Annotated in this window: 21 protein-coding genes; 13 read left to right on the forward strand and 8 right to left on the reverse strand. The window is 75.2% G+C overall.

Annotated features, from left to right (window positions below; genetic code table 11):
• The first annotated feature begins 4 nt into the window (after positions 1-4).
• The 6 genes from BJ968_RS13535 (at position 5) to BJ968_RS13560 (ending at position 6,292) form a co-directional block, all read left to right on the forward strand.
• A complete protein-coding gene (locus tag BJ968_RS13535) occupies positions 5-904 on the forward strand; it encodes a MurR/RpiR family transcriptional regulator (protein ID WP_179752660.1) in 900 nt (299 codons plus the stop codon).
• Complete coding sequence (locus BJ968_RS13540; RefSeq protein WP_179752663.1) at positions 901-1,599, forward strand: SDR family oxidoreductase; 699 nt, start codon at positions 901-903, stop codon at positions 1,597-1,599. Before BJ968_RS13535 ends, BJ968_RS13540 begins: the two co-directional genes overlap by 4 nt.
• 25 nt (positions 1,600-1,624) lie before the next feature.
• Positions 1,625-3,337 (forward strand): DUF885 family protein, encoded by a 1,713-nt coding sequence (locus BJ968_RS13545; protein WP_179752665.1) that lies wholly within the window; start codon positions 1,625-1,627, stop codon positions 3,335-3,337.
• A gap of 8 nt (positions 3,338-3,345) precedes the next feature.
• Positions 3,346-4,197 (forward strand): alpha/beta fold hydrolase, encoded by an 852-nt coding sequence (locus BJ968_RS13550; protein ID WP_179752667.1) that lies wholly within the window; start codon positions 3,346-3,348, stop codon positions 4,195-4,197.
• Entirely contained in the window at positions 4,194-5,156 is a 963-nt protein-coding gene (locus BJ968_RS13555) for a 2-dehydropantoate 2-reductase N-terminal domain-containing protein (protein ID WP_179752669.1), read from the forward strand. Before BJ968_RS13550 ends, BJ968_RS13555 begins: the two co-directional genes overlap by 4 nt.
• Positions 5,157-5,227: 71 nt before the next feature.
• Positions 5,228-6,292 carry a hypothetical protein gene (locus BJ968_RS13560; RefSeq protein WP_179752671.1) on the forward strand — a complete coding sequence of 355 codons (1,065 nt, stop codon included), beginning with the start codon at positions 5,228-5,230 and terminating at the stop codon, positions 6,290-6,292.
• A gap of 30 nt (positions 6,293-6,322) precedes the next feature.
• On the opposite strand, the gene BJ968_RS13565 is transcribed toward BJ968_RS13560, so the two are convergent.
• From BJ968_RS13565 to BJ968_RS13575, 3 genes are read right to left on the reverse strand one after another with little or no spacing between them, the layout of a single operon-like run.
• Entirely contained in the window at positions 6,323-8,053 is a 1,731-nt protein-coding gene (locus tag BJ968_RS13565; protein ID WP_179752674.1) for an ATP-binding protein, read from the reverse strand.
• Positions 8,050-9,645, reverse strand: a complete 1,596-nt coding sequence (locus BJ968_RS13570; protein ID WP_343078010.1) for a 5-oxoprolinase subunit B/C family protein — start codon at positions 9,643-9,645, stop codon at positions 8,050-8,052. Before BJ968_RS13570 ends, BJ968_RS13565 begins: the two co-directional genes overlap by 4 nt.
• Positions 9,642-10,418: a 5-oxoprolinase subunit PxpA gene (locus tag BJ968_RS13575; protein WP_179752676.1), complete on the reverse strand. Its 777-nt coding sequence runs from the start codon at positions 10,416-10,418 to the stop codon at positions 9,642-9,644. The genes BJ968_RS13570 and BJ968_RS13575 overlap by 4 nt, the downstream gene beginning before the upstream one ends.
• 96 nt (positions 10,419-10,514) lie before the next feature.
• Between BJ968_RS13575 and BJ968_RS13580 the strand changes: the two genes are divergently transcribed.
• Positions 10,515-11,189: a GntR family transcriptional regulator gene (locus BJ968_RS13580; protein WP_246314118.1), complete on the forward strand. Its 675-nt coding sequence runs from the start codon at positions 10,515-10,517 to the stop codon at positions 11,187-11,189.
• A 38-nt stretch (positions 11,190-11,227) separates the two neighbouring features.
• On the opposite strand, the gene BJ968_RS13585 is transcribed toward BJ968_RS13580, so the two are convergent.
• Positions 11,228-12,478, reverse strand: coding sequence for a hypothetical protein (locus tag BJ968_RS13585; RefSeq protein ID WP_179752679.1), 1,251 nt, complete (start codon positions 12,476-12,478; stop codon positions 11,228-11,230).
• Between the two features lie 139 nt (positions 12,479-12,617).
• Between BJ968_RS13585 and BJ968_RS26675 the strand changes: the two genes are divergently transcribed.
• The 5 genes from BJ968_RS26675 (at position 12,618) to clpB (ending at position 18,841) form a co-directional block, all read left to right on the forward strand.
• Positions 12,618-13,313 (forward strand): 5-oxoproline transporter, DUF969 family subunit, encoded by a 696-nt coding sequence (locus BJ968_RS26675; protein WP_179752681.1) that lies wholly within the window; start codon positions 12,618-12,620, stop codon positions 13,311-13,313.
• Positions 13,310-14,374 carry a 5-oxoproline transporter, DUF979 family subunit gene (locus BJ968_RS13595; protein WP_179752683.1) on the forward strand — a complete coding sequence of 355 codons (1,065 nt, stop codon included), beginning with the start codon at positions 13,310-13,312 and terminating at the stop codon, positions 14,372-14,374. Before BJ968_RS26675 ends, BJ968_RS13595 begins: the two co-directional genes overlap by 4 nt.
• A 1-nt stretch (position 14,375) precedes the next feature.
• The gene (locus tag BJ968_RS13600) at positions 14,376-15,395 is read left to right on the forward strand and encodes a DUF2891 family protein (protein WP_179752685.1); all 1,020 of its coding nucleotides are present in this window, start codon (positions 14,376-14,378) and stop codon (positions 15,393-15,395) included.
• 230 nt (positions 15,396-15,625) lie between these two features.
• Positions 15,626-16,102, forward strand: a complete 477-nt coding sequence (locus tag BJ968_RS13605) for a hypothetical protein (protein WP_179752687.1) — start codon at positions 15,626-15,628, stop codon at positions 16,100-16,102.
• A 102-nt stretch (positions 16,103-16,204) separates the two neighbouring features.
• Entirely contained in the window at positions 16,205-18,841 is a 2,637-nt protein-coding gene (clpB, locus tag BJ968_RS13610) for an ATP-dependent chaperone ClpB (protein ID WP_179752689.1), read from the forward strand.
• A gap of 173 nt (positions 18,842-19,014) precedes the next feature.
• Here the strand turns inward: clpB and BJ968_RS13615 are convergent, their stop codons facing one another.
• Both BJ968_RS13615 and BJ968_RS13620 read right to left on the reverse strand, forming a co-directional pair.
• Positions 19,015-19,461: an anthrone oxygenase family protein gene (locus BJ968_RS13615; RefSeq protein WP_179752691.1), complete on the reverse strand. Its 447-nt coding sequence runs from the start codon at positions 19,459-19,461 to the stop codon at positions 19,015-19,017.
• A gap of 28 nt (positions 19,462-19,489) precedes the next feature.
• Positions 19,490-20,221, reverse strand: a complete 732-nt coding sequence (locus BJ968_RS13620; RefSeq protein ID WP_343078011.1) for an ANTAR domain-containing protein — start codon at positions 20,219-20,221, stop codon at positions 19,490-19,492.
• 258 nt (positions 20,222-20,479) lie between these two features.
• On the opposite strand from BJ968_RS13620, the gene BJ968_RS13625 reads away from it, so the two are divergent.
• On the forward strand, positions 20,480-22,096 hold the full coding sequence (locus BJ968_RS13625) for a peptide chain release factor 3 (RefSeq protein ID WP_179752693.1): 1,617 nt from the start codon (positions 20,480-20,482) through the stop codon (positions 22,094-22,096).
• A gap of 18 nt (positions 22,097-22,114) precedes the next feature.
• Here the strand turns inward: BJ968_RS13625 and BJ968_RS13630 are convergent, their stop codons facing one another.
• On the reverse strand, positions 22,115-22,843 hold the full coding sequence (locus BJ968_RS13630) for an HAD family hydrolase (protein ID WP_343078012.1): 729 nt from the start codon (positions 22,841-22,843) through the stop codon (positions 22,115-22,117).
• The gene (locus BJ968_RS13635; RefSeq protein ID WP_343078013.1) at positions 22,840-24,333 is read right to left on the reverse strand and encodes a mannitol dehydrogenase family protein; all 1,494 of its coding nucleotides are present in this window, start codon (positions 24,331-24,333) and stop codon (positions 22,840-22,842) included. Before BJ968_RS13635 ends, BJ968_RS13630 begins: the two co-directional genes overlap by 4 nt.
• Positions 24,334-24,337: the final 4 nt, after the last annotated feature.

The raw sequence follows: 24,337 nt of genomic DNA on the forward strand, positions 1-24,337 counted from the left end.
CACCATGACCATCGACGAGGAGATCTTCGCCCGCATGGGCGAGCTGAGCCCCGCCGAGAAGAAGGTGGCGCGCGTCCTCCTGGCCTCCTGGCCCAGCGCGGGGCTGGAGAGCGCGGCGGCCGTGGCCAAGGCGGCGGGCACGAGCACGCCCACCGTCCTGCGCCTGGTGACGCGCCTGGGCATCGGGGGGTACCCCGACTTCCAGCGGCGGCTGCGCGAGGAGGTCACGCACCGCATGAGCAGCCCGGTCAGCCGCACCCAGCAGGGCGCCCGCGAGCACGCCGAACGGCCGGTGCTGCAGGCGGCGATCGCGGAACGGGCCGGGCTCGTGGAGCAGCTGGCCGCGTCCGTGCCGCCCAGCGAGTTCGACCGCGCCGTCGAGGCCCTGGCGGGGAAGGCCAAGCAGGTCGCGGTCATGGGCGGCTACTTCAGCCGCTTCTCCGCCGAGCTGCTGGCCACGCAGCTCGACCAGGTGATCCCCTGCGTGGACTTCGTGGAGCAGCCGCTGGGCCACGACATCGGCAAGCTCCTGCGGCTGTGCGCGGGGTCGGTGGCGGTGGTCTTCGACTTCCGCCGGTACGAGCTGACCGCCAAGCAGGCCGCCGCCATCGCCAAGGGCCGCGGGGCCAAGGTCGTCGTCATCACCGACCAGGACCTGTCACCGGCCACCGAGAGCGCCGACGTGGTGCTCCCGGTCCCGGTGGACGGTCTGCCCTTCGACTCGGTGGTGGGCACGATCACCCTCGTCGAGGCCCTCGTCGAGGCCGTCCTGCTCGCCACCGGCAGCCGGGGCATCGAGCGCATGAAGCAGTGGGAGGACACCGTGCAGATCGCCCGCGCCCACCGCGGGGCCCCCGACCCCGCACCCCGACCCAGCACCGGACCAGCCGAGGAGCGCACGTGACGGACCTGAGGGGACGGACCGCGGTCGTGACCGGCACGGCCCAGGGCATCGGCCGGGCCATCGCCGAGCGGCTCCAGGACGCCGGAGCCGCGGTGCGGGGGGTCGACCGCGACGAGGTCGACCTGTCGGACACGGCCCGGGTCGAGGACTTCTTCACCGCCGTCGGCGACGTCGACGTCCTCGTCAACTGCGCCGGCGGGGTCGTCGGCCAGACCCACACCCCCGTCGACGAACTCACGGACGAGGCCTGGGACGCGGTCGTGCGGGCCAACGTCGTGACGATGCGCAACTGCACCCGGGCCGCCGCCCGGTCGATGAAGCGCCGGCGCTTCGGGCGCATCGTCACCATCTCCTCCGGCGCGGGGCGCAGCGTCAGCCTCACCGGCATCCAGGCCTACACGACGTCCAAGGCCGCGCAGATCGGGTTCACCCGGCAGATGGCCCACGAACTGGGCCCCTTCGGGATCACCGCGAACTGCATCGCCCCGGGGTTCGTGCTGTCCAACCCCACCACGCAGGCGCAGTGGGACTCCTACGGCCCGGACGGGCAGCGGGCGCTGCTGGAACGGATCGCCGTGCGCCGCACGGGGACGCCGGACGACATCGCCCGCGGCGTCCTGTTCTTCGCCGACCCGGACGCGTCCTGGGTCAGCGGCCAGACCCTGTCGATCGACGGCGGGCACTCCCTCTTCTGAGGGGGTCCCGCGAGGACGGAACCACGTGACGACGACCACCCCCGCGCAACAGCTGGCCGAGCTCGGCGAGCGGTACTTCCAGCTGCAGCACACCTACGACCCGTACAACGCGACCCTCCTGGGCCTCACCGAGTTCGACCACCTGCCCGGGGACCCCTCCCGGGCGGCGAGCGAGCGGGCCGCCGCCGGTCTGGCCGAGGTGGCCCGCGCGGCGGAGGCGCTCGACCCCGCCGGGCTCGACGAGGAGCAGCTCGTCGACCGCGGGGTGCTCACCGCCCTGGCCCGCGGCGCCGCGCAGGACGCCGAGCACTCCCTGTGGGCGGCGAACGCCTCGGCGAAGGGGTACGTGAGCCGGCAGGGCCTGGTGTTCCAGGCGGTCCCGGCGATGTCGACGACCGACGCGGCGGGCCGGCAGCGCTACCTGAGCCGGCTGGCCGGGCTGCCCGGTTTCTTCACCGCCCTCGGGGAGCGGTACGCCCAGGAGGCCGCCGCCGGCCGCCGCCCCACCCGCCTCGGGGTGCAGCACTCCCTCGAGCAGCTCGAGGGGCACCTCGCGCTGCCCGTCGGGACGGACGCCCTGCTCGCCCCGGCCCGGGCCTCGGGCGACCCCACCACGCTGCGCGAGGCCACCCGCCTGGTGCGCGAGGAGGTGCACCCCGCGCTGCGCGCGCTCGCCGGGCGGATGCGCACCGAGCTCCTGCCGCTGGGGCGCGAGGGCGAGGACGTGGGGATCCACGCCGTCCCGGGCGGCCGGGAGGGGTACGCGGCCGCCGTGCGCCGGCACACCACCACCGACCTGACCCCCGAGCAGATCCACCGCACCGGGCTCGACGTGCTGGAGGAGATGCGCGCCGAGTGGAGCGCGGTCGGGGCCCGGGCGCTGGGGGAGACCGGCTTCGACCGGATCGCCGAGCGCCTGCGCAGCGACCCCGCGCTGCGGTTCGGGACGAGCGAGGAGATCCTCGCCGTCGCGCACGCCGCCCTCGCCCGGGCGCAGGCGGCCCGCGACGCGTGGTTCCCGGACCTGCCGATCCCCGACTGCGCGATCGAGGAGATCAACCCGGTCGACGCCGCCGGCAGCGCGCTGGGCCACTACCGGCCCCCGGCGGTCGACGGCAGCCGCCCCGGCGCGTACTGCGTGCTCGCCGCCGACGCCCCGAGCCACTTCCGCTACGAGTACGAGTCGCTGTCCTTCCACGAGGCCGTCCCGGGTCACCACCTGCAGCTGGCCACGGCGCAGCTGCTCGACGTCCCGCGCTACCGGCGCCACCTCGACGTCGAGGCGTGCAGCTTCAACGAGGGCTGGGGGCTGTACTCCGAGCAGCTGGCCGACGAGATGGGCCTGTTCACCGGCGACCTCGACCGGCTCGGCATGCTGTCGTTCCGGGCGCTGCGCGCGTGCCGGCTCGTCGTGGACACCGGGATCCACCACTTCGGCTGGACCCGGGAACGGGCCGTGGAGTTCATGTACGCGAACACCGCGACCACCCGCGAGCACGTCGAGAGCGAGGTCGACCGCTACGTCGCCTGGCCCGGTCAGGCCCTGGCCTACATGATCGGCTGCCGCGAGGTCCTGCGGCTGCGCGCCGTCGCCGAACAGGCCCTGGGAGGACGCTTCTCGATCGTCGAGTTCCACCGGGCGGTCCTGTCGTCCGGCGCCGTACCGCTCACCGTGCTCGGCGGCATCGTCGAGCGCCACGTCGCCGGCGCGCTCGCGTCGGCCCCCGCTGCGAACTGAGGAGGACCGTGGACGTCACCATCAACGGCGCGCGCCTGAACGTCGAGGTGCTGGGCCCCGAGGACGGTCCGGTCCTCATCGCCCACCACGGCGGCGGCGGCATCGGCTCGCTGGCCGAACCCCGCTCCACCTTCGGGCCGCTGGCCGACCGCTTCCGCGTCGTCGTCTTCGACGCGCGCGGCTGCGGGCTCAGCGAAGGGGTCGGGCCCTACTCCCACGAGCAGTGGGCCGCGGACGTGGACGGGTTGCGGCAGTGGGCCGGCGCCGAGCGGGTGACCGTGGCCGGCGGCTCCTACGGGGGTTTCATCGCCCTGGAGTACGCCGTGCGCTACCCGCAGCACGTCGAGGCCGTGGTCCTGCGCGACACCTCCGCCGACGGGTCGAACCTGGAACTGGCGTTCGAGAACGCCCGGAACCAGACCCGCGTCGAGATCGACTGGGAGCACTTCGACCGGTACTGGGGCGGGACCGTGCGCAGCGACGCCGAGCTCAAGGAGCTCTGGCGCGAACTCATCCCGCTGTACGACGCCGACTACGACGAGGCGCGCTCGACCGCCGCGGTCGAGGCCGGGATCTACCGGCACGAGGCGCACAACGCCTGCTTCCAGGAGAACTTCCCCACCTACGACCTCAAACCCGACCTGCCGCACCTGAGGGTCCCCGTCCTGGTGACCGTCGGGCGCCACGACTGGGTGACCCCCGTCAGCGCCTCGGAGACCATCGCCCGCCTGGTGCCGGGGGCCGAGCTCGTGGTGTTCGAGAACTCGGGCCACTCGCCGCAGAACGAGGAGCGCGAGGAGTTCCAGCGGGTGCTGCGGGACTTCGTCGACCGGGCCGTCCCGGCGGGGGTGGCGGCGTGACGCTGTTCATCGTCGGCGCCGGGGCCATCGGGGGGACCCTGGGCGCGCACGCGTTCCGGGCCGGTCACGACGTGACCCTCGTCGACGCCGACGCCGCGCACGTGGCGGCGATCCAGCGCGACGGGCTGCGGATCGAGGGACCCGTGGAGCAGTTCACCGTCCGCGTCCCGGCGATCGTGCCCGCCGAGCTGCCCGACACCGTCGAGCGGGCGGTCGTCGCGGTCAAGAGCCTGCACACCGCCTCGGCCGCCGAGCTCCTGCGCCACCGACTCGCCCCGGACGGGTACGTCCTGACGGTCCAGAACGGGCTCACGGCCGACGTCCTCGTCGAGGCGGTCGGGCGGGAGCGGGTGCTGTCCGGTTTCATCAACGTCGGGGCGGACCTGATGGCCCCCGGGGTCGTGCTGCAGGGCAACGTCGCCACGTTCCGCATCGGCGAGCTCACCGGCGGGACGGTCACGCAGCGCGTGCGGGAACTGGCCGAGGTCCTGCCCTACGCCGAACCCACCGACAACGTCCTGGGCTACCTGTGGGGCAAGGAGGTGTACGGCGCGATGATGTGGGCCGGGGCCGTCTCCGACCTGCCCATCGCCGAGACGCTGGAACGGCCCGAGTACCGCGAGCTCATGACCGCGCTGTCGCAGGAGGTCCTCGCGCAGGCACCGGTGACCGTCGAGGGTTTCGACGGGTTCGAACCCGACGACCTGCCCGGGTCGTTCGACCGGCTGGCCGCCTTCAACCGCCGCAGCGCCAAGACGCACTCCGGCATCTACCGCGACCTGGTGGTCCGCAAGCGCAAGACCGAGGTGGACGAGGTCCACAAGGACATCCAGGGACCGATCTTCGACCGGGTCGTGGAGGTGATCCACGACATCGAGGAGGGCCGGCGGACGTGCGAGGTGGCGAACCTCGACGAGCTCGCCCGCTTCGTCGCCGGACGCCGGGGGTTGCCGGCCTGATCCCGCCGGGCGGGGTGGGCCGTCCGGCGGTCGCCCTTCCCCGCCGGGACGCCGTGCGGCACACTGCCGCCGTGGACGCCACCCCCGGTGACCCGGTGCCCCGCGGACCCCGGCGCATGCACCTGGTCGGCACCCTGCCCCAGTTCCACGACCCCGGCGCGGCGCTGTCCTGGCAGCGCACCGCGCTCGCCGGCCGGGTCCGCCGGCTCACCGGCGGGGAGACCGGCGACCGCGCGAACTGGATCGTCCCCGTCGTGCAGCGGCTGGCGCGCGAACCGGTGGTGCGGCGCGTGCGGTCGGGGGGCTGGACCGGCTACGACGACGTGGACCGGTTCGCCGTGCGGCGCGGGCAGCGCCTGGGACCGGAGCACCTGGACCTGCGGGTCGCCCGCTACGGCTCCGAGGAGCTGGACCTGCTGGCCGGCTCCGGGCACCCGGCCACGGAGGAACTTCCCCTGCAGGTGGGGGTCCCCGGCAGCTTCGACGTGGCCCTGTTCAGCTTCGGCCCGGCGGCGGCCCTGCGGCTGGAGCCGGTGTTCCGCCGCCGGCTGGGGCAGGACGTCGCGGCGCTGCACGCCCGGGCCGGGCGTGCCGTGGTCTTCCAGCTGGAGGCGCCGGTCGAGCTGGTCGCCGTCGCCGCCGCCCCCGAACCCCTGCGGCCGGTGGTCGCGCGGGTGGTGGCGCGCCCGCTGCTGCGGCAGGTGGCGCAGGCCCCGCCCGGGACCCGGTTCGGGGTGCACCTGTGCCTGGGCGACCTGGGTCACCGCGCGTTGCGCCAGCTCCAGGACGCGGCGCCGCTGGTCCACCTGACGAACGCCCTGGTGCGCCGCTGGCCCGCCGGCCGGTCGCTGGACTTCGTGCACCTGCCCCTGTCGGGCGGGGACCGGCCGCCGTCGACCGACCCGCGGTTCCACGCGCCGCTGCGCGCCCTGCGCTCCACGGTGCCCGCGACCACCGAGGTGGCCGCCGGGTTCGCGCACGAGGAGCAGGACCTCGCCGACCAGGTGCGCGTCCGCGACCTGGTCGAGCAGGCCCTGGGCCGGACGGTCGACGTGGCCACCTCGTGCGGTCTGGGGCGCCGGTCCCCGGAGGCGGCCGACGCGGCGGTGCGCCGCACGCTCGAACTGCTCGGCTGAGGCCCGGGACCGGCGGACCGCAGTCCCGCGTCAGTCGATCCGGGCGAGGGCGGCCTCGGCGGCGACGCCGTCCCCGGGCCGGGCCAGCAGGGTGATCCGGCCGTCGCGGTGGGCCAGGACGGGCGTCTCCATCTTCATGGCCTCCACCGCGCCGACGGCGTCCCCGGCCCGGACATCGGCGCCGTCCGGCACGTGCCAGGTCACCAGCGTCCCCGCGACGGGGGCGGTCAGCGCGGCGGGGTCGCTCCCGGTCCGCGCCGCCGGTCCCACCGCCTGGTCCGCGGCCGGTCCCGCGGCCGGGACGGCGCGGGTGAGGGCGGCGGGCAGGGCCAGCGTCATCCGGCGGCCGTCGACCTCGACCCAGGTCCGGACGACCCCGGGGTCGGCCACCGCCTCGGGCCGGTCCTCGGCGAGGCTCTCCAGCCACGCGCACTCGGTCTCGATCCAGCGGGTGTGCACGGCGAAGTCCGTGGTGAACGCCGGGTCCTCCAGCAGCCGGCGGTGGAACCCGGCGACGGTGGGCACCCCTTCGACGCGCAGTTCGGCCAGCGCCTGCCGCGCCCGGCGCAGGGCGTGCTCGCGGTCGGCGCCCGTCACGACGAGCTTGGCGACGAGGGAGTCGAACGCCGCCGGCACCGCACCCCCCGCGACCACGCCGGCGTCCACCCGCACCCCCGGCCCCCCGGGGACGTCGAAGCGGTGCACCGGGCCCGGCGCGGGCAGGAAACCCCGGCCGGGGTCCTCGGCGTTGAGCCGGAACTCGAACGCGTGGCCCACGGGGTCGGGGGTCCGGTCGAGTTCCAGCGGCAGGCCGTCGGCGACGAGCAGCTGCTGGCGGACGAGGTCCACCCCGGTCGTCTGCTCGGTCACCGGGTGCTCGACCTGCAGCCGGGTGTTCACCTCCAGGAACGAGACGGTCCCGTCCGCCCCCACGAGGAACTCCACCGTGCCCGCGCCGCGGTAGTCCACGGCGGCGCAGATCGCCCGCGCCGCGTCGGTGACGGCCCGCTCCTGCGCGGGCGTGAGGAACGGGGCGGGGGCCTCCTCGACGAGCTTCTGGTTGCGCCGCTGGACCGAGCAGTCGCGGGTCCCGACGACGACGACCGTGCCCCTGCCGTCGCCGAGGACCTGGGCCTCGACGTGCCGCGGCCGGTCGAGGTACTGCTCGACGAAGCACTCACCGCGCCCGAACGCCGCGACGGCCTCGCGCACGGCCGAGGCGTACGCCTCGGGGATCTCCGCGGCGTCGTGCACGACCCGCATCCCGCGGCCACCGCCGCCGAAGGCCGCCTTGACGACCAGCGGCAGGCCGTGGTCGCGGGCGAACGCCACGACCTCCTCGACCCCGGACACCGGGCCCGGGCTGCCGGCGGCCAGCGGCGCGCCGACGGCGCGGGCGATCTCGCGGGCGGACGTCTTGTCCCCCAGCCGTTCGATGGTCGCGGGGGTCGGGCCGACCCAGGTGAGCCCGGCCTCCTCGACGGCCCGGGCGAAACCCGCGTCCTCGGACAGGAACCCGTACCCGGGGTGGACGGCGTCGGCGCCGCTGGCCCGCGCGACCGCCAGCAGCTTCGCCGCGTCGAGGTAGGTCTGCGCGGGGGAGCCCCCCGGCAGCGCCCACGCCTCGGTGGCCGTCCGCACGTGCAGCGCGTCGGCGTCGGGGTCGGCGTAGACGGCGACCGAGGCGACGCCGTAGTCGGCGCAGCCGCGGGCGATGCGCACGGCGATCTCGCCGCGGTTGGCGATGAGGACCTTCTTCACGCGGGTTCTCCCTCTCGGAGGACGGGGTGGAACCGCACGCGGGCTCCGGCGGGGACCTGCGCGAGCAGGTCGAGGTGGTGGGCGGCGACGCAGGCGATCACCGGGTACCCGCCGGTGACCGGGTGGTCGGCGGCGAACACGACGGGGCGGCCGTCGGGCGGGACCTGCACGGCGCCGGGGACGGTCCCCTCGCTGGGCAGTTCCCCGGTGACCGCGCGTTCCAGCGGTTCCCCGTCCAGCCGCAGGCCCACCCGGTTCGAGCGCGGCGTCACGACCCACTCCTGGTCGCAGAACCGCCGCACCGCGGCCGGGGTGAACCAGTCGTCGCGGGGGCCGAGGACCACGTCGAGCACCACGACGTCACCGGCCGCCGGCGGTTCGGGGTCCGGGTCCGTCCACGGGACGACGGCGCCGCCCGGCGCGGCCCCGACGGGCAGCCGGTCGCCGGCGCGCACCGGGGCGGGGCCGGTGCCGGAGAGCAGGTCGGTGGAACTGCTGCCCAGGACGGCGGTCGCGGCGACGCCGCCGCGCACGGCGAGCACGGAACGCACCCCGCGGGGCGGGGTCCCCACGTGCAGCTCCTCGCCGTCGTCGAGGGCGAAGGGGCGCTGGGCGGGGACCTCGACCGTCCCGGTGCGGGTGGAGACCAGCAGCGGGGCCGGCGCCCCGGTCAGGGCCAGGACCGACCGGCCGTGGGCGCGCACGCGCAGGCCCCCGGCGGCGACCTCGAGGGCGGGGGCGCCGGGGGGGTTCCCGACGAGCCGGTTCGCGCGCCGCAGCGCGCCGCGGTCCACCGCCCCGGAACGGGACAGTCCCTGCGCCGAGCGGCCGGGCCGGCCGAGGTCCTCGACGAGCGTCTGCGCGCCCGGCGCCAGCACCTCCAGGAACGGTTCGGGGGTTTCCTCGAGCCCCGGAACTCCTGGAACTCCCGGGACCGTCGGGGGTCCGGGCGCCGGTCCGCCGGCCGGGACCTCGACGAACCGCACCCGCACCCCTGGTCGCAGCAGGGCCGGTTCGGGACGCGTGAGGTCCCACACGGCCAGCTCGGTGCGGCCCAGCAGCTGCCAGCCGCCCGGGCTGGCCCGCGGGTACACGCCGCTGAACCGGCCGGCCAGGCCGACCGCCCCGGCGGGGATGGCGGTGCGCGGGGAACTGCGGCGGGGGACGTCCAGGACGGGGTCGTCCCCGGCGAGGTAGGCGAAACCCGGGGCGAAACCCGTGAACGCCACCGTCCAGGTCGCGCCGGTGTGCCGCCGGACGACCTCGGCCGGGGTGGTGCCGCACAGCCGGGCGACCTCCTCGAGGTCCGCCCCGTCGTAGTGCACGGGAACCTCGACCAGGGCGCCGGGTCCGGCGGGCGCGGCCGTCAGCGGCCGCTCGCGGATCCGCGCGGCGAGTTCGGCGGCGTCGGTGAGCTCGGGGCGGAACCGGACCAGGACGGTGCGGGCCGCGGGCACGAGTTCGGTGGTGCCGGGCAGCGGGTCGGCGTGCAGCGAGGCGTGCAGGGCCAGGGACTCCTCGAGACCGGCGACCTCCACGAGCAGGCCGTCGGAGCCGCAGGGCAGGAACCGCACCGCCGCGCCGGTGCTCACCGCGGGTCCGCTCCCCGGAAGGGCCGGAGCGTGATCCCGGCGTCCTCCAGCCCGGAGCGGACGGCGCGGGCCATCTCGACCGCGCCGGGGGAGTCGCCGTGCACGCAGACGGACTCGCCCCGCACGCGCACCTGCGAACCGTCGACGGCCGTCATCGCGCCGGTCCGCGCCCACCGCACCACCCGCTCGGCCACCTCCTGCGGGTCGTGCAGGACCGCACCGGGCTCCCGGCGCGGGACCAGGGTCCCCGCAGGGGTGTAGGCGCGGTCGGCGAACACCTCGGCGACGACGGTCAGGCCGGCGGCCCGGGCGGTCTCCAGCAGCGGCGAACCGGCCAGGCCCACCAGCGGCAGCGCGGGGTCGACGAGCTGCACGGCCGTGATCACGGCGCGGGCGTGGCGCTCGTCGGAGGCGATGGTGTTGTAGAGGGCGCCGTGGGGTTTGACGTAGCCGACGTGCGCCCCGACCGAGCGCGCGATGGCCTGCAGCGCCCCGATCTGGTAGACGACGTCGCCGGTCAGCTCGGCCTCGGTGGCGTCGACGTAGCGGCGGCCGAACCCGGCGAGGTCGCGGTAGGAGACGTGCGCGCCGATGCCGACCCCGCGCGCGTGCGCGGTGCGCACCGTGCGGGTCATGGTGGCCGGGTCCCCGGCGTGGAAGCCGCAGGCGACGTTGGCGCTGGTCACCGTGGCCAGCACGGCGTCGTCGTCGCCGAGCTCCCAGCGGCCGAAGCCCTCGCCGACGTCCGCGTTGAGGTCCAGGGTGGCTGCCACGACCCGATCCTGCCGATCGTTCAACGATTCCGCAAGGGCCGGGGCGTGGTCCCCCGGTGGTAGCGTCGGGGCGCCGTCCCACCCGAGGAGCGTTCCTTGACCGCGTTCAGCACAGCGGCACTGAGTCGTTCCGGACGCTCGCACGCGGTCGCCGACCAGGTCCGCGACGCCATCCTCGACGGCACCTACCGCCTCGGCGCCCGGCTGCCCGAACCCGAGCTGTGCGCGGCCTTCGACGTCTCGCGCAACACCCTGCGCGAGAGCTTCCGGGTGCTCGGCGAGGAGCGCCTCGTCGTCCACGAGCTGAACCGCGGGGTGTTCGTCCGGGTCCCCACCGAGCAGGACGTGCGCGAGCTGTACGACGCGCGCCGCCTCGTCGAGTGCGCCGCCGTGCGCGACCACGGCCGGCGCACCGAGGGCCTGGCCGCGGTGGCGGAGACCCTCGAGCGCGCCAAGCGGCTGGCCGCCGCCGGCGACTGGGTCGGGGTCGGGACGGCCGACATCGACTTCCACCGCGCGCTGACGGCGCTGGGCAGCGTCCGCGTCGAGGCGCTCATGCAGAGCATCTGGAACGAGATGCGGCTGGCCTTCCACGTCGTGGGCCGGCCCGACGAGTTCCACGGGACCTACCTCGCCCGCAACCACGTGGTCCTCGACACCCTCGTGCAGCGCGGCGGGGCCGCCGCCGCCAAGGAGCTGCGCGCCTACCTCGACGAGGCCGAGCAGCGGGTGCTGCGGGCCTACCGGACCCGCGCCGCCGGCCGTGCGTGAGCACCCCCGGGGGTGAGCGCCGCACGGCCGGGCGGTGATCACGCCTCGCGGCGGGCGAGCACGGCCTGCGCGGCGGCGCGCACGAGCGCGACCGTCTGCTCGACGACCGCGCGGCGGTCGGCCGCGAACGCCTCGTCGGTCAGGGCCGCGGGATCGGCGGGGTCGAGCAGGGCCGAGACGTGCAGGTGCCCGCCGGGGACGTCGTCCGCGCCGAACGCCTGCCGCAGCCGGTTCGAGCGGTACATGCTCTCGTTGCTCAGGTAGTCCCCGCCGGTCCCGGCGGCCGGGGTGCTGCCCGGGGTGGGGTCGTCGCCCGAGCGCAGCGCCGCGGGGTCGGGGAAGGTCCCGGCCGGCCACTCCCGGACCCCGTCGCGCAGCACGACCGGCCAGGGCCCGGTGCCGGCCGCGACCATCGCCTCGTGGGGCAGCGTCGTCTCGATCCACTCCGGCGACGGGTCCGGCTGCGGCCACCGCGCGGCGCGCGCGACGGGGCCGAAGTGCTGGTCGCGGTTGTTGTCCGGGGCGCCGCCGCGGGCGTCGGCGGCCCACTTCTCGACGTCCATGCGCCCCCGCGCGGTCATGCTGATCGTGGTGATGAGGTCGGCCCGCTCCGGCCCGGGCCGCAGGACCGGCCCGAAGGCGTCCTCGACGACGCCCTGGTCGAAGTCGCCGTAGTTCACCGGGAGCACGACGGCCCGCACCACGGCGGTCCCCTGCGCGAACTCGAACCGGGCGCCGTCGAGCTGCAGCGCCGCGGCGCCGGAGGGGTTGGAGTGCCGCACGTCGGCGTCGAGCTGGTAGACGTCGAACCCGCTGACGGCCACCCGCAGGTCACCGGGGGCGGCCGTGGGCCACAGCGGCCGGTCGATGCCGCGGGAGGTGCGGTCCAGCACGTGCAGCAGGGCGAACCGCTGGTGCTGCACCGTGAGGTGCTCGCTGTCCAGGGTGCGCAGGGCGGCGCTCATCGCGGTCCGCGCCCAGTACAGGGGCCGGTCGTCCACCCGGTCGAGGACGCGGTCGAGGGGACCGGTGGGTTCCGGTCCCCGGGCGCGGGTCACCGCGGCGTCCCAGAGCCCGGCGCCGTGCTCGCGGACCACGGCGAGGAGTCCGGGCAGCGAGGTCGCCGCCCGCAGCGCGGCCTCGAACGCGGCGGGGAACCGGTCGAACCCGGAGGCGCTGAGGACCTGCTGCGCCACCGGCGCGCCGCCGGGGACGGCGGGCGTCGCCAGGCGGGACTCCTCGACCGTCAGGGGGGCGGGACGGGGCGGGGCGGGGTGCGGTGCGGTCACGGTCACCTCGGGTGCGGGGGAGGGGAGCGGAGTTGCTCCGGGAAACTGCTCCGACCGTACCCCTTGTGCGATCGTTCAACGATCCCTACCGTCACCGGAAACGCTCGACCTCCCGTCCGTCCTGGCGAAAGGCGCGGAAGTGCTCGTTCTCCTCGGAATCCTGGTGGTGGTCGCGGGCTTCGCCCTGCGGCTGAACCCCATGCTCGTGGTCACGGTGGCCGGTCTGGTGACCGGTTTCCTCGGCGGCATGTCGCCCGTGGAGGTGCTCGACGCCTTCGGCACCGGTTTCGCCGGCAGCCGCTCGGTCAGCATCTTCCTGCTGGTCCTGCCCGTGATCGGCCTGGTGGAACGCAACGGCCTGCAGGAGCAGGCGCGGCGCCTGGTCTCGCGGATGTCCCGGCTGACCACCGGTGGGATCCTCGCGGGGTACTTCGTCCTGCGGCAGGTCACCGCGGCCATCGGGCTGATGAGCATCGGCGGGCACGCCCAGACGGTGCGCCCCCTGGTCGCGCCGATGGCCGAGGCCGCCGCGGTCCGGCGCTTCGGCACGCTGCCCGACGCGGTCTCCCAGCGCATCCGCGCGTTCGCGGCCAGCACCGACAACGTCGGGGCGTTCTTCGGCGAGGACATCTTCGTCGCCGTCGGCGCGGTGCTGCTCATCACCTCCTTCGTCGACACGACGTACGGCTACACCCTCGAACCGCTGCAGGTGGCGTTGTGGGCCATCCCCACCGCCGTGGTCGCGCTGCTGATCCACGGGGCGCGCAGCCTGCACACCGACCGGGCCCTGACCAAGGCGATCGCGGAGTTCCAGCCGACGGAGGTGGCCCGGTGATCCAGGTCGAGTGGTTCTACTGGCTCACGGGGTTGTTCTTCGTCGCGGTCGGCGTGCTCGTCGCCCGTGACCGGACGAACCCCCGCCGGACCTCCAGCGGCGCGTTCTGGGCCCTGGTGGGGCTCTGCTTCCCCTACAGCTCCTTCGTCGTGACCGGCACCGCACCCGCGTGGGTGCTCGGCCTGGGTCTCGTCGTCATCGCCGCGATCGCCGGCACCGGGCGCCTGGCCCGCAGCGGGTCCGCCGTGGCGGCCGGTGCGGCCGGGGACGTGGACGGGCTGGAGGCCGACCGCGGGGGTGAGGGCGCCGCGCGCGCCGCCGCGCCGCTGCGCGCGGCCGGCACGGCGGTCCTGGCCTCGCGCGAGGCGCTGGCCGCGCGCTTCGGGAACCGGTTGTTCGTGCCGGTCCTCATCATCCCGGTCGTCACCGCGCTGTGCGCCACGGTGGGCAAGGACATCTCCGTCGGCGGGCAGCCGCTGCTGCAGAGCGGGAACGAGACCGTCATCGGCCTGGCCGCGGCGGGCATCGTCGCGATCCCCGTCGGCATGTGGCTGTTCCGCCAGCGCACCCCCGCGCTCGCGCTGACCGAGGGCCGCCGGCTCACCGAGGACCTCGGCTGGGCGCTCGTGCTGCCGCAGCTGCTGTCGGTGCTGGGGCTCGTCTTCGCGACCGCCGGTGTCGGCGACGCCATCGGGAGCACCGTCTCCGCGGTCCTGCCCGACGGGGCGCTGCTGCCGGCGGTGGTCCTCTACTGCGTCGGCATGGCCGTGTTCACGGTCATCATGGGCAACGCGTTCGCCGCGTTCCCGGTGCTGACCGCGGCCATCGGCTACCCGGTGCTGGTGCAGGCGATGGGCGGGAACCCGCCGGCCGTGTTCGCCATCGGCATGCTCTCGGGGTACTGCGGGACCCTGTGCACCCCGATGGCCGCGAACTTCAACGTGGTGCCCGTCGCGCTGCTGGAGCTCAAGAGCAACTACGCGGTCATCAGGGCGCAGATCCCGACCGCCGTGCCGCTGCTCGTCGCGAACGTCGTCCTCATGTACGTCCTGGCGTTCTGAGGTGACGGACCTCGGGGAACTCGCCGGGACGCTCGCCGCGACCGCGGTCGCCAACGCGACCCGGGAGTTCCCCTACGCCCCCGGCACGGTGCTGCGCGGCCCGGAGGACCTCGTGCTGCCCCGCGTCGCGCACCCCGCCTTCCACGGCTGCTACGACTGGCACTCCGCCGTGCACACGCACTGGCTGCTCGTGCACCTGCTGCGCCGCTACCCCTCGGCCCTGGACGCGGCGGCCGTGCGCGCCGTCCTCACCGCCCACCTGACCGTAGAGCACCTGGCCACCGAGACCACGACCCTGCGCGCGTCGCCGGGGTTCGAGCGCCCCTACGGCTGGGCGTGGCTCGCGGCGCTCGCGGCCGAGTGCCGCGGCTGGTCCGACGAGGCCGGCAGCCCCGCCGAGGTCCGGGACTGGGCCGCGGCGCTGGCCCCGGCGGCCGACGCGGTCGCCGACCTGGTGCTCGACTGGCTGCCGCGGGCGGGACGGCCCGTGCGGGCCGGCACCCACGCCAACACCGCGTTCGCCCTCGGCCTGCTCCTGGACGCCGCGCCCCGGCTGGGCCGGGCCGACCTCGCCGAGGCGGTGCGCACGACGACCACCACCTGGTTCGGGCCCGACCGCGACGCACCGCTGCACTGGGAACCCTCGGGGGAGGACTTCCTCTCACCCGGGCTGGCCGAGGCCGACCTGGTGCGCCGGGTGCTGCCCGCGCCGGAGTTCGGCCGCTGGCTGGACGGCTTCTGGCCCGGCCTCGCCGCGGGCGCACCCCGCAGCGTGCTGGAACCGGTCACGGTCGCCGACCGGACCGACGGCCACCTCGGCCACCTCGACGGGCTCAACCTGTCCCGGGCCGCGGCCCTGCGCGCCCTCGCCGCCGCCCTCGGCGCCGACGACCCCCGCGGCGCCGTCCTGCGCGGGTCCGCCGCGGCGCACCGGGCCCGCGGGCTGGAGGCGCTGGCCGCCGACGGCTACCTCAGCACCCACTGGCTGGGCACGTTCGCGGTCCTGGCCCTGCAGGACTGACCCGCGGAGCGCCGGCGGGCGGACCGCGCGGGTGGTGCCACCGGGCCTCCGGCCCCGGCCCCCGGCTCCCGCCGGGGAGCGGCCGCGGACACCGCTGACTACGCTGCTCACCACCGGTCCCACCCGTGCACGGTGTCCCTGGCAGCCCGACGGACCCCGGGAGGCCACGGCCAGTCCCGACGACCTCGCTCAGGTCGTGCAGATCGCCCGGTCCGCCGAGGAGCCGCTGGATGGACCGCTTCGAACTGGACGTCGGCGTCCCGGAGCTCCCCGCCGACTTCACGGCCGCCGGTGCCGCCTCGACGCTGCCGCCGCGCCCGCCGGGGCTGATGGCGCAACTGCAGGAGATCGTCCTCGACGTCTTCGCGGACTCCGACGAGCTCCTGACCCTGGACGCGGTCCGGCGGGAGGTGTGGCTGCGCCTGCCCGAGGACCTGCGCAGCTCCTGGCTGGTGCTGGTGGTCGGGGGCAACGTCAGCGCGACCCTCGCGCACCTCAGCGACACCGGTCACCTCGTCAGGCACCGCAGGGGCTGGAGCAGCAGGCGCCACCCGGCGCGCGGGGACGGGTCGCCGACCGCCGCGGCCCCGGCGGCTCCCCGCGACACCTCCGCCCCCCGGGCTGCCGCACGACCGCGCGAGACCCCCCGCGCTCCCCACGGTCCCCCTCCCCTGGCCGACGGCTGGGAGCAGGACCCGCTCCTCTGACCCGTCGCCCGGACGACGCACCAGAGTTGAGCGGAACAAGCTCAACTCTGGCAGAGTTGTCTCCAGCGAACGCAGTCGTCCACTCACGTCTGGAGGTAGCCAGTGGACCTCAAGCTCACCACCCGCGCCCAGGAGGCGCTGGCTGACGCCGTCGGCCGCGCCACCACCGCCGGGCACGCCCAGGTCGAGCCCCTGCACGTCCTCGCCGCCCTGCTCGACCAGGAGAACGGCGTCGCCGGGCACCTGCTGCAGGCCGTCGGCGCCGACCAGGGCACCGTCGCCCGCCGCGTCTCCGGGGCCCTCGCCTCGCTGCCCAGCGCGTCCGGCTCCTCCGTGAGCCAGCCGCAGCTGTCCCGCCCCGCCCTGGCCCTCATGCAGGCCGCCGGCGACGAGGCGCGCGCCCTCGACGACGCCTACGTCTCCACCGAGCACCTGCTGCTCGGCGCCGCCGCGTCCACCTCGGCCGCCGGGGAGGCCCTGCGCGCCGTCGGCGCCACCCGCGACACCCTGCTCGACGCCCTGCCCTCCGTCCGCGGCGGGCAGAAGGTCACCTCGCCCGACCCCGAGGGCACCTACAAGTCCCTCGAGAAGTACGGCGTCGACCTCACCGAGCAGGCCCGCCAGGGCCGCCTCGACCCCGTCATCGGCCGCGACGCCGAGATCCGCCGCGTCGTGCAGGTCCTGTCCCGCCGCACCAAGAACAACCCCGTGCTCATCGGCGAACCCGGCGTCGGCAAGACCGCCGTCGTCGAGGGCCTCGCCCAGCGCATCGTCGCCGGCGACGTCCCCGAGTCGCTGCGCGGCAAGCGGCTCATCTCCCTCGACCTCGCCTCCATGGTCGCCGGCGCGAAGTACCGCGGCGAGTTCGAGGAACGCCTCAAGGCCGTCCTGAAGGAGATCCAGGACTCCGACGGGCAGGTCGTCACCTTCATCGACGAGCTGCACACCGTCGTCGGCGCGGGCGCCGGCGAGGGCGCCATGGACGCGGGCAACATGCTCAAGCCCATGCTCGCCCGCGGCCAGCTCCGCCTCGTCGGGGCCACCACCCTCGACGAGTACCGCGAGCGCATCGAGAAGGACCCCGCCCTCGAACGCCGCTTCCAGCAGGTCTTCGTCGGCGAACCCTCCGTGCCGGACACCATCGGCATCCTGCGCGGGCTGCGCGAACGGTACGAGGCGCACCACAAGGTCGCCATCTCCGACGCCGCCCTCGTCGCCGCCGCCACGCTGTCCGACCGGTACATCACCGCGCGCCAGCTCCCGGACAAGGCCATCGACCTCATCGACGAGGCCGCGTCCCGGCTGCGCATGGAGATCGACTCCTCGCCCGTCGAGATCGACGAGCTCCGCCGCGCCGTCGACCGCATGAAGATGGAGGAGCTCGCCCTCTCCAAGGAGGACGACGCCGCCAGCCGCGAACGCCTCGACGCGCTGCGCCACAACCTCGCCGACCGGCAGGAGCAGCTCACCGCCCTCACCGCCCGGTGGGAGCAGGAGAAGGCCGGCCTCAACCGCGTCGGCGACCTCAAGCACCAGGTCGACGAACTGCGCTCGCAGGCCGAACGCCTCCAGCGCGAGGGCGACCTCGGCGGCGCCAGCGAGATCCTCTACGGGCGCATCCCCGCCCTCGAACGCGAACTCGCCACGGCGCAGGAGGCCGAGCAGGACGTCGCCGCGTCCGCGCCCATGGTCGCCGACGAGGTCGGCCCCGACGACATCGCCGAGGTCATCGCCGGCTGGACCGGCATCCCCGCCGGCCGCCTGCTGGAGGGCGAGACCGAGAAGCTGCTGCGCATGGAGGAGTTCCTCGGCGCCCGGCTCATCGGCCAGACCACCGCGGTGCGGGCCGTCTCCGACGCCGTCCGGCGCTCGCGGGCCGGGGTCAACGACCCCGACCGCCCGACGGGTTCGTTCCTGTTCCTCGGGCCTACCGGGGTCGGGAAGACCGAGCTGGCCAAGGCCCTGGCCGACTTCCTCTTCGACGACGAGCGCGCCATGGTCCGCATCGACATGAGCGAGTACTCCGAGAAGCACGCCGTCGCCCGTCTCGTCGGGGCCCCTCCGGGGTACGTCGGCTACGAGGAGGGCGGTCAGCTCACCGAGGCCGTCCGGCGCCGGCCCTACTCGGTCGTCCTGCTCGACGAGGTCGAGAAGGCCCACCCGGAGGTGTTCGACATCCTCCTGCAGGTCCTCGACGACGGTCGCCTCACCGACGGCCAGGGCCGCACGGTCGACTTCCGCAACGTCATCCTCGTGCTGACCTCGAACCTGGGTTCGCAGTTCCTCGTCGACCCGGAACTGTCCCGGGCCACCAAGCACGACGCCGTCATGACGGCCGTCCGGGGGAACTTCAAGCCCGAGTTCCTCAACCGGCTCGACGACGTCGTGGTGTTCGACCCGCTGTCCACGACGGAGCTGTCCCGGATCGTCGAGATCCAGGTGCAGACCATGGCGAACCGGCTCGCCGACCGCCGCCTCACGCTCGACGTCACCGACGCCGCGAAGGACTGGCTGGCCCTCACCGGCTACGACCCCGCCTACGGCGCCCGGCCGCTGCGCCGCCTCGTGCAGCGCGAGATCGGCGACCGGCTCGCCCGGGCGATCCTGTCCGGCGAGGTCCGCGACGGCGACACCGTCGAGGTGGACGTCGCCCGCGGCAGCTTCGACCTCGACGACCCCGCCTCGGCCGAGCCGGCCGGGCTCGTCGTCCGGCGCGCCGAGACGCCGATGACGGTCTGACCCGACCGCAGGCAGCGGGGCGGGGGTTCCCTGGAACCCCCGCCCCGCTGTGCTCGACCACCGCTGTGCTTGATCACCGCTGTGCTTGATCACCGCTGTGCTTGATCACCGGGAGGTGGGTCGACCACCAGCCTTCGGTGATCAAGCACTCCCGTGATCAAGCACTTCGGTGATCAAGCACTCCTGCGGGCCGCGAGGGCGGTGGCCGCGGCCACGACCACCAGCGCGCGGCGCACGACGTGCGCCCGCTCCCACCGCGCCCGCGCCTCCCGCCAGCCCGGGGCCTCGTGCCCCGGCCGCCAGGTGCGCAGCCGCTCGTTGACCGGCACGTGCACCCGGACGGTCAGCACGACCGCGCCCGCGACCGCGGCCACCGACGCCGCCCGCCACGGCGCGGACCGGGGCCGGGCCGCGGCCGCGAGCACGCCGGTCGTCGCGGCGGCCACCGACAGCGCGGGGGCCAGCCGGCGCATGACCGCGTCGGCGCGCTGCTGGTGCCGGACGTAGTCGTCGAAACCCATGGCCCGGCGTCGCCGGCCGAAGGGCTCGGGGACGACCGCCAGCACCAGGGCGGCGGTGCAGACGTCGTGGGCGAGGGCCGCGCGGGTCGGGAGGTCCACGCCCCGATCCTCCCGCAGCGGGGTCCGTTCAGCCGCGCGCGGCGCGCTCGACGATCTCGGCGGCGAGGTCGCGCAGCTTGCGGTTGGTGTTCTGGGACTGCTTGGCCAGGTGCGCGAACGCCTCCTCGGGGGTGCAGTGCAGGCTGGCCACCAGCACGCCCTTGGCCTGCTCGATGGTCGCCCGCGACCGCATGGCCAGCTGCAGGTTCTCGCTCAGCGCCACCGCCGAGGCGTACAGAGCGTGGTTGGCCAGGGCGACCGCCGCGTACCCGGCGAACACCTGCAGCAGCTGCACCGCCTCGTCGTCCAGGGGGCCGTCCTCGAAGCGGTAGACGTTGATCCCGCCGAGGACCGGCTGCGGCATCGGCAGGCCCAGGGACAGGGAGTTGCGGACTCCCTGGCGGGCGGCCGCGCGGGCGAAGTCCGGGTACACCTCGTCGGTGGCGGTGTCGTCGACCCGGATCAGCACCCCGCCCTGGGCGGCGTCGACGCAGGGGCCGAAGCCGCGCTCGTACTGCCGCTCGTCCAGGGCGGCGGCCAGCGAACCGGTGAAGGCGGCGCTGTGGCCCTTCTCGCCCTCCAGCAGCGTCACCGACACCTCGTCGGCGCCGGGCACGCACCGCTGCGTCAGCTCGGCGACCCGGCCCAGGACCTCGGACAGCGGGGTCTGGCCCACGACGAGCCGGCTCAGCTCGGTGAAGGCGTCGGCGGGGTCCAGCAGCTGCCCGGCGGACGGGGACGGCTGGGGGGTCTCGGGCACGGGATCTCCTCCGTGGTCGGCGCGACGCGCGGGCACGCTCCGCAGTGGACGCCGGGCCCGCGGGCCCGGCACCTGCGGGAGCTGTGGGTTCAACCCGCCGTCGCGCCCCCCGGGGGCGGCGCCACGGTGACGCAGTACCGCCAGGCTAGGTCCCCGCCCCACCGACGGCCACCGCACCGACGGCCCGCACGGACGGCACGCACCGGCGGCACGCACCGACGGCACGGGGCACCCCCGCGGGGCGGGGATGATGGGGGGGTGAGCGCCGCCGACACCGTGACCCCGATCGACACCCCGGCCGAGCAGGTCGTGGCCGAGGCGCGCCGTCGCCGCACCATCGCCGTCATCTCCCACCCCGACGCCGGCAAGTCCACCCTCACCGAGGCCCTGGCCCTGCACGCCCGGGCGCTGCGCGAGGCCGGGCACGTCCACGGCAAGGCGGGCCGGGCGGGTGTCGTCACCGACTGGCAGGACATGGAGAAGCAGCGCGGGATCTCCATCAGCTCCGCCGTGCTGCAGCTGGACCACCGCGACACGGTCGTCAACGTCGTCGACACCCCCGGGCACGCCGACTTCTCCGAGGACACCTACCGCGCGCTGACGGCCGTCGACGCGGTGATCATGCTGGTGGACGCGGCCCGCGGCATGGAGGTCCAGACCCGCAAGCTGTTCGGCGTCTGCAAGCAGCGCGGCCTGCCCGTCATCACCGTGGTCAACAAGTGGGACCGCCCCGGCCAGGAGGCCCTCGCCCTGCTCGACGAGGTGGAGACGGTGACGGGGCTGCGGCCCACGCCCGTGACGTGGCCCGTCGGCATCGCCGGGGACTTCCGCGGCCTGCTCGACCGCACCACCGGCGCCTACACGAAGTACACCAAGGCCCCCGGCGGGGCGACGCTCGCCGTCGAGCAGCACTTCGACGCCGCCGGCGCGGCCGAGGTCGAGGGGGCCGCCTGGCGGAGCGCCGTCGAGGAGCACGAGCTCCTGGCCGCCACCGGCGCCGACCACGACGAGGCCTCCTTCCTGGCGTTCGAGACGACCCCGGTGTTCTTCACCGCGGCCGTCGCCAACACCGGGGTCGGGCAGGTCCTCGACGCCATCGTCGACATCGCCCCCGCCCCGCACGACCAGCCCGACGTCAAGGGCGAGGTCCGCGCCGTGACGGGCGGTTTCAGCGCCCAGGTCTTCAAGACCCAGACCGGGATGAACCCCGCCCACCGCGACCGGCTCGCGTTCGCCCGCATCCACTCCGGGGTGTTCCACCGCGGCATGACCGTGCGCGACGACCGCAGCGGGCGCCCGATGGTCCTCAAGCACGTGCAGACGGTGTTCGGCTCGGACCGCTCCACCGTCGACGTGGCCTGGCCCGGGGACGTCATCGGCCTCGTCAACGCCCGGCACGTCAACGTGGGGGACACCCTGTCGGAGAACGGCCGGATCGCCTACCCGCCGCTGCCGGTGTTCGCCCCCGAGCACTTCCGCACCGTCCGCCCCAAGGACCTCGGCGCCGGCAAGCAGTTCCGCCAGGGGCTGCGGGAACTGGACGCCGAGGGGGTCGTGCGCGTCCTCACCTCCGACTCCCGCGGCGACGGCGAACCGGTCCTGTCCGCCGTCGGGGCGCTGCAGTTCGACGTCGTGCAGTACCGCATGACGCACGAGTTCCGCTCGCCCGTGCTGTTCACCGAGCTGCCCTTCACCACCGCCCGCATCATCGACGCCAAGGACGCCCCGCTGCTGCGCGCCCACCGCGGGGCCGAGGTCGTCCAGCACGCCGACGGCCGGGTGTTCGCCCTGTTCACCGACGAGTGGCGGGTCCGCAGCTTCGAGCGGGACAACCCCGACGTCCGGCTGGAGCAGCTCGTCGCGACCAGCGACTGACGACCCCTCGGTCGAGCCTCAGTCGAGCAGGCGCGCGACCTCGGCCCACGAGCGCACCACCGCGAACGCCCCGGCCTCGCGCAGCGCGGCCTCCCGGGCGGGGCGCTCGCCCTCGGGGACGAACTGCACCGTCCCGATCGTGGGGAACCCCGCGGCCACCGCGGACAGCGCCCCGTTGATCGAGTCCTCCACGGCGACGGCCGTGTCCGGGCTCACCCCGAGCCGTCGCCCGGCCAGGGCGTAGACGGCCGGGTCCGGCTTCGAGGTCGGCACCGGCAGGGAGTCCTCGGCGCTGAACCGGCGGTCGGGGTCGAACAGGTCGGCCAGCCCCGCGACCTCCAGGCAGGCGTCCAGGCGGGAGGAGGCGCTGGAGGTCACCGCGGCCAGGACGAACCGCCCGGACAGGGCCCGCAGGGGGCCCTGGACCGACGGGTCCGGGACCAGCACGGTGCGCAGGTGCGCCGTGACGACGTCCTTCTCCTGCGCGACCCACCCGTCCAGCTCCGGGCCGGCCAGGTCCCGCCCGTACCCGCGGGCCAGTTCCTGCGCGGCCGCCCGGAAGTTCTTCCCGTTCGTCATGGCCTGCAGCTCCTCGGGGGCGAACTCCCGCTCGGCGCCCAGCTCGGTGAGGAACCTGTTCGTCACCCCCGCCGAGGCCGCGTAGGCGGGTTCCTCGGAGGGGAACAGGGTCCCGTCGGCGTCGCACAGGACCGTGGTGACCCGCTCCAGCGGGGCGGCCGGGCTCACCAGCCCGCCCCCGTCGCCAGGTCCAGGTACAACCCGATGACCTCCCGCGGCCCCTGCTCCTCCAGCGCCCGCAGCGCCACCTCGACGCCGGACACGAACCCGGGGTCGTCGCGCAGGTCGCCGAACACGGTCTTCTCGCTCATCAACGGCTCCGGTTCCTCCTGCCCCTGCCGGGCCAGCTCCACGAGCCGGTCGGCCAGCGGGCCCTCGACCGGGATCTGCTGCCCGGCGTAGTCGTACCCTCGCAGGAACCTCATCCACCCCGCCACCGCGAGCAGCAGCAACTGGTGCGGACGGCCCGCGTCCACGGCCGCCGTGATGGAGGGGAACACGTAGTTCGGCATCTTCGTGGACCCGCGCCGGCCCAGCCGGGTCAGCTGGTCACCCATCTGCGGGTTGGAGAACCGCTGCACGAGGGTCTGCTGGTACCGGTCCAGGTCGATGCCCGGCACCGGCGGCAGCAGCGGGGCGATCTCGTCGGCCAGCAGGTGCTCGAAGTAGGCGCGGAACACCCAGTCGCCCAGCACCTCGTCGATCGTGGAGTACCCGGCGAGGATCCCCAGGTAGGCCAGGGCGCAGTGGCCGGCGTTGAGCATCCGCGTCTTCATCGCCTCGTAGGGGGCGACGTCGTCGACGAACTGCACCCCGACGCGGTCCAGCGGGGGACGGCCGCAGGCGAAGGTGTCCTCGACGATCCACTGGCGGAACGGTTCAGTGACGACCGGCCACCGGTCGTCGACCCCGAACCGCCCGACCACCGCCTCGCGCTCGCCCGGTGTCGTGGTCGGGGTGATGCGGTCGACCATGCTGCTGGGGAACGCGCCCTCGGCCTCGATCCAGTCGGCCAGCTCCCCGTCGCGCAACCGCGCGAACGAGGTGACCGCGGTGCGGGCGGCCGTCCCGTTGTCGGGCATGTTGTCGCACGACAGGACGGTGAACGGCGGCAGCCCGTCGCGGCGCCGCCGGTCCAGGGCCTCGACGAGGAAACCGAACACCGTCCGCGGCGTGGCCGGGTCGGCCAGGTCCGCGCGCAGGTCGTCGTCGTCGGCGTCGAACTCGCCCGTGTGCGGGTCGATGCGGTAGCCCGTGCCCGTGATGGTGAGCGTCACGACCCGCGTCGTCGCCGCGGCCAGCGCATCCAGCACGGCGCCGGGGTCGTCGGGGGCGAACAGGTAGTGCGTCAGCACGCCGACGACGCGGGCCCGTTCCTCCTCACCGCCGCGTTCGACGACGAGGAACAGGTCGTCCTGGTCGGCGAGGACCTGACCCATCTGCGGGCTGCGCAGGCCGACGCCCACCAGCCCCCAGCCGGTCTCGCCGGTGCGGGCCAGGTCGTCCAGGTACACCGCCTGGTGGGCGCGGTGGAAACCGCCCACCCCGATGTGGACCACGGACGGCTGCAGCGCCGCCCGGTCGTAGCGGGGGGCGTCCACCCCGTCGGGCAGGTCGGCGAGGGTGTCGTCCCGCAGCGGGACGGGGGTGCCGGTCACCGCG

The organism is Kineococcus aurantiacus, assembly GCF_013409345.1.
Taxonomy (GTDB): domain Bacteria; phylum Actinomycetota; class Actinomycetes; order Actinomycetales; family Kineococcaceae; genus Kineococcus; species Kineococcus aurantiacus.

Coding starts and splice junctions, on each gene's coding strand:
- BJ968_RS13535 (WP_179752660.1), top strand. CDS start 5: ATGACCATCGACGAGGAGATCTTCGCCCGCATGGGCGAGCTGAGCCCC.
- BJ968_RS13605 (WP_179752687.1), top strand. CDS start 15,626: ATGGACCGCTTCGAACTGGACGTCGGCGTCCCGGAGCTCCCCGCCGAC.